This is a genomic window from Bradyrhizobium sp. P2_E8 (assembly GCF_056403875.1).
Map to the genome: position 1 here is coordinate 1 of NZ_JBFUES010000705.1, position 4168 is coordinate 4168.

Annotated in this window: 6 protein-coding genes; 4 read left to right on the forward strand and 2 right to left on the reverse strand. The window is 64.7% G+C overall.

Annotated elements, in window-relative coordinates; translation table 11 throughout:
* Window positions 1-295: 295 nt before the first annotated feature.
* Window positions 296-514, reverse strand: coding sequence for a hypothetical protein (locus AC1D00_RS29955; RefSeq protein ID WP_167771173.1), 219 nt, complete (start codon window positions 512-514; stop codon window positions 296-298).
* Between the two features lie 221 nt (window positions 515-735).
* On the opposite strand from AC1D00_RS29955, the gene AC1D00_RS29960 reads away from it, so the two are divergent.
* The 4 genes from AC1D00_RS29960 to uraD all read left to right on the forward strand — a co-directional run bounded on the left by AC1D00_RS29960 (window position 736) and on the right by uraD (window position 3348).
* Window positions 736-1014 carry a hypothetical protein gene (locus AC1D00_RS29960; protein WP_477013151.1) on the forward strand — a complete coding sequence of 93 codons (279 nt, stop codon included), beginning with the start codon at window positions 736-738 and terminating at the stop codon, window positions 1012-1014.
* Between the two features lie 90 nt (window positions 1015-1104).
* Window positions 1105-1518, forward strand: a complete 414-nt coding sequence (locus AC1D00_RS29965; protein ID WP_008134648.1) for a DUF3830 family protein — start codon at window positions 1105-1107, stop codon at window positions 1516-1518.
* On the forward strand, window positions 1519-2454 hold the full coding sequence (gene puuE, locus AC1D00_RS29970) for an allantoinase PuuE (protein ID WP_477013152.1): 936 nt from the start codon (window positions 1519-1521) through the stop codon (window positions 2452-2454). It abuts the gene before it with no gap.
* A 6-nt stretch (window positions 2455-2460) separates the two neighbouring features.
* Window positions 2461-3348, forward strand: coding sequence for a 2-oxo-4-hydroxy-4-carboxy-5-ureidoimidazoline decarboxylase (uraD, locus tag AC1D00_RS29975; protein ID WP_477013153.1), 888 nt, complete (start codon window positions 2461-2463; stop codon window positions 3346-3348).
* On the opposite strand, the gene AC1D00_RS29980 is transcribed toward uraD, so the two are convergent.
* The coding region (locus AC1D00_RS29980; RefSeq protein ID WP_477013154.1) for a solute carrier family 23 protein at window positions 3349-4168 on the reverse strand (820 nt) is incomplete at its 5' end.

Consider the following 4168-nt stretch of genomic DNA (forward strand, 5'->3'; position numbering starts at 1 on the left):
TGAATCGAGAAGCTGCGGCGTACTGGATTCCCCGCCCCAGTGCGCACAAGGCTGGGAATGACAGTTGTATTTGGAGGACGACGTCGATGCCTCATACTCCGTCATTGCGAGCGAAGCGACTTGTCCCGAAGCTCTAGCGAAGGCGGAAGCAATCCAGCATCCCTCCGTGGAAAGACTCTGGATTGCTTCGCTCCGCTCGCAATGACGATGTGGAGGCGGCGAGTCCCAATTCATCACGGTCACCCCCGCGTTGTGCGGGGGTGACCGTGATGGAGATAGTGAGATCGTCCACCTTCTACCGTCCCGCCGGTGCCGACATGGCGCCGTTGGTGTAGCGCGACCAGTCGGGCGTAGTTGGCTGCGACGGCCAGAGCGCGGCGTTGGAGTCGCGCACCGATTGGGTGATGGGGGCCGGTTGTGCCTTGCGGCCGTGGTGGCGGTCGCTCGCAGCGGCGGTCTGGATGGTGGCGGCGGCAATCAGCGTGGCGCCGAGAATGGCGAAAGTTTTTTGCATCGTTGTTTCTCCCGTGACGACGCTCCGGCTGTGAGAAATGTGTTCGTCGTCGCGGCTGACATGGCGATGGGACCTGGCGAATATCAGCGGCGCCACCTTCACGTTGCGGCGAGCCATTTTTTTGGTCCCGGCTAAATATTCGGCAATAGGCCGGTCGGGCCCGATGGACTTGCCCCCGGCAATCCGGTTGAATGGGGCGAATTGGTTTTCAGGCGACAACGATGTCGAAATATCTGCTGGTCCTTCTCCTGATCGCGGCGCCGGCTGCGGCGCAGGTCAAGCCCACTCCGAAGAGTTCGGCGGCGCATCCGGACCCCTGCGCGCCGATCGGGCGGACCGCGGACGGCAAGCTGGTCTACTCGATGAAATGCGAGAACCTTCCCGCACCGCCTCCACCGCCGCCGCAGGCGGAACTCAAGGAGGCGCCGCCGCCTGTCGCCGAGCCCGAGCCGGAAACGCGGCGGAGCGGCATTTTCGGCTGGTCCTACGACCGCAGGTGAGGTGTCGCGCCCCTTGCGCGAAGCCCGATGGAATGCTCTTTGCTTGAAAGTTCCCCGTGGGGCCTTTAGCCCCCGATCCAGAGAGATGAGATGAGCAAACTCGTTATCCGTGCCGGCGACTACACCTTCGATGCCCGCTTCGAGGAGCAAGCGGCGCCCAAGACCGTTGCCGCGTTCCGCAAGGCCATGCCGTTCGAAAGCCACATCATCCACGTGCGCTGGAGCGGCGAGGCGGTGTGGATGCCGCTCGGCGACCTCGATTTCGGCGTCGGCTATGAGAACCACACCAGCTATCCCGCGCCCGGCCAGATCATCCTCTATCCCGGCGGCATCAGCGAGACCGAGATCCTGATGGCGTATGGCGGCGTGAGCTTCGCGAGCAAGATGGGCCAGCTCGCCGGCAATCACTTCATCACGGTGACCTCGGGGCTGGAGAATCTCGCGACGCTGGGCAAGAGCGTGCTGTGGAAGGGCGCGCTGCCGATCCGCTTCGAGGAAGTCTGAGTGACTGATACCCGCTACCCGCGCGATCTCCGCGGCTACGGCCGCAACCCGCCGCATCCGCAATGGCCGGGCAACGCGCGGGTTGCGGTGCAGTTCGTCGTCAATTTCGAGGAGGGCGGCGAGAACAACATCCTGCACGGCGACCGCGCCTCGGAAGCCTTCCTGTCCGACGTGCTCGGCGCGCAGCCCTGGCCGGGCCAGCGCCACGCCAATATCGAATCGATGTTCGAATATGGCTCGCGCGCCGGCTTCTGGCGGCTGTGGCGGATGTTCAACGAACGGAAGTGGCCGACCACCGTGTTCGGCGTCGCCACCGCGCTGAAGCGCAATCCGGAAATCGTTGCCGCGATGAAGGAGTCCGGCTGGGACATCGCCAGCCACAGCCTGAAATGGATCGAGCACAAGGACATGACCGAGGCGCAGGAGCGCGCCGAGATCGCCGAGTCGATCCGCGTCCACCTTGAGGCGACCGGATCGCGGCCGCTCGGCTGGTACACCGGTCGCTCCTCGATCAACACCAACCGTCTCCTGATGGAGGAGGGTGGCTTCCTCTATCTCTGCGACTCCTATGCCGACGATCTGCCCTACTGGGTCAAGGGCGCCGGGGGCAAGCAGCTCATCATCCCCTATACGTTGGACGCCAACGACATGCGGTTCATCAACCCGCAGGGCTTTGCCGAAGGCGAGCAGTTCTACACCTATCTGAAGGACGCCTTCGACGTGCTCTACGCCGAAGGCGAGGCCGCGCCGAAGATGATGTCGGTGGGGCTGCATTGCCGCCTCGCCGGCCGCCCCGGTCGCGCCGCGGGGCTGATCCGCTTTCTGGATTACATCGGCAAGCACGAGCGCGTCTGGGTGCCGACGCGGCTCCAGATCGCGCAGCATTGGCACGACAAGCACGCGCACCTGGCCGCCGACGCATTCGAGATCGGGTAAGCAACGATGTCGCAAATCCCGCTCGCCGATCTCAACGCCGCTGACAAAGCCGGCTTCATCGCGGCGCTCGCCAATGTCGTCGAATATTCGCCGTGGATTGCGGAGAAGCTCGCCGGGCAGCGGCCATTCACCGGCATCAACCAGTTGCACACCGCGCTGATGGCAGCGATCCAGAGCGCCGAACCCGACGTGCAGCTGGCGCTGATCCGGGCGCATCCCGATCTCGCCAACAAGACCCAGCGCGCCGCGGGCCTCACGGCGGAATCGACCGACGAGCAGAACAGCGCCGGGCTCGACCGGCTGTCGGACGCCGAATATGCCGCGTTCGAGCGCGTCAACAATGCGTACCGTGAAAAGTTCGGCTTCCCCTACATCGCCTGCGTGCGCCGCCACACCAAGGATTCCGTGCTGCGCGACTTCGAGACGCGGCTGCTCAATATTGCCAAGACCGAGACGCGACGTGCGATCGAGGAGATTGGCCGCATCTCGGCGCTGCGGCTCGATCAGCTCGTCGTCGCCGACGACAAGCTCAAGGTGCACGGCCGGCTCTCGACGCATGTGCTGGACAACCACGCCGGCAAACCTGCGCCCGGCATCCCCGTGGAGCTGATCGAGCTCGCGAGTCTCGGCGAGAGCCGCGTCATCGCGCGCACCGTCACCAATGCTGATGGGCGGACCGACCAGCCGCTGATCGGCGGGCGCCCGCTTCCGATCGGCCGCTACGAGCTTCGCTTTCGCGTCGCCAGATATTACGCCGAGCGCAACGTGCCGCTGTCAGAGCCGGCGTTCCTCGACGAGATCCCGCTGCGCTTTGCGATCAGCGAGCCGGAAAACCACTACCACGTGCCGCTGCTGGTCACGCCCTGGAGCTACGCGACCTATCGCGGCAGCTAGCTAGACATGTTGTGCCGATGATGCGGCTGCCGCTGCATCTGTCTCGGCCGCAGCGCCACCGCTCAAGCCGTTGAAGAAAGCATTGAGCAGCACCGAGACCACCGCACAAAGCAGAATGCCGGACTCCAGCAACGGCTGGAGATCATGCGGCAGGTTCCGAAAGAATCCGGGCGCGGCGAGCGGGATCAGGCCGAAGCCGATCGAGATCGCGACGATGAAGAGATTGTAGCGGTTGGTGCGGAAATCGACCGAGGTGAGGATGCGCGCGCCTGTTGCCGCGACCATGCCGAACATCACGAGGCCCGCGCCGCCGAGCACGACCAGCGGCACCGCCTCGACCAGCGCCGCGAGCTTCGGCAGCAGGCCAAGCCCGAGCATGATGCAGCCGCCCGTCACCGTCACCCAGCGCGAGCGCACGCCGGTGACTGAGACCAGGCCGACATTCTGCGAGAACGAGGTGTAGGGAAAGGTGTTGAAGATGCCGCCGAGCAGCGTCCCGACGCCGTCAGCGCGCAGGCCCCGGCTCAGGGCTTCGCGGTCGACCGCCTTGCCGGTGATGTCGCCGAGCGCGAGGAACATGCCGAGCGACTCGATCATCACGACGATCATGACGACGCACATGGTGATAACAGGCACCAGATGAAATTGCGGCATGCCGAAGCGGAAGGGGATCACCAGCGCGCCCCAGGAGGCGGCAGTGACCTTGTCGAAATGCATCACGCCCAGAATGGTTGCGAGTACGGCGCCGGCGACGATGCCGAGCAGCACGGAAACGTTGGCGAGGAATCCGGTGCCCCATTTGATCAGGCCGAGGATGAAG

What these genes read in the sequence shown, in the direction of transcription:
- AC1D00_RS29960 (WP_477013151.1), top strand. Translation starts at nt 736, where the DNA reads ATGTCGAAATATCTGCTGGTCCTTCTCCTGATCGCGGCGCCGGCTGCG.
- AC1D00_RS29955 (WP_167771173.1), bottom strand. Translation starts at nt 514, where the DNA reads ATGCAAAAAACTTTCGCCATTCTCGGCGCCACGCTGATTGCCGCCGCC.
- uraD (WP_477013153.1), top strand. Translation starts at nt 2,461, where the DNA reads ATGTCGCAAATCCCGCTCGCCGATCTCAACGCCGCTGACAAAGCCGGC.
- AC1D00_RS29965 (WP_008134648.1), top strand. Translation starts at nt 1,105, where the DNA reads ATGAGCAAACTCGTTATCCGTGCCGGCGACTACACCTTCGATGCCCGC.